Source organism: Gardnerella sp. CCPDSM (assembly GCF_056754715.1).
Genome location: NZ_JBQEQO010000078.1, coordinates 1 through 425, shown reverse-complemented (window position 1 = coordinate 425; position 425 = coordinate 1). Strand labels below are relative to the sequence as shown.

General features: G+C 37.6%; 1 protein-coding gene. It reads left to right on the top strand.

Going from position 1 to position 425, the window contains the following annotated elements:
- Window positions 1-52 precede the first annotated feature (52 nt).
- Window positions 53-385: a phage head closure protein gene (locus ACTJLE_RS06615; protein WP_481267921.1), complete on the top strand. Its 333-nt coding sequence runs from the start codon at window positions 53-55 to the stop codon at window positions 383-385.
- The last annotated feature ends 40 nt before the right edge of the window (window positions 386-425 follow it).

Genomic DNA, 425 nt, shown 5'->3' with positions numbered 1-425 from the left:
TATGCTCACTTTACGTTCGATGCTTTTTACTGTTAGAAAAACGGGGTTTTAAATGAGAATAGGTTTATTAAACGAGCGTATTGTGCTGCTTAAAAACAGTGTTGAAATTGATGATATTGGTAACCATAAGATTAAGTGGAGTAAATATTACGAGTGTTACGCCACGGTAAGTGCTGAAAGTCCAATGGAGCAGACTTCGGCGGGAAACGTGTGGGATGAGTCAAAAATAGATTTTACTATCCGCTATTCGAAAGAAACAGCAGTAGTCTCATCTCTTGGTTACAGGATTGTTTTCCGTGATACGGTTTACGAGATTTTAGGTGTTGACCACATGAATTATAAGAAGAAAAGCCTGAAACTTCACTGTAAGAGGTGTAAAAAGTGAGCAAAGTAAGTATTGGCAGCCTCTCTAAAGAAGTTATTAG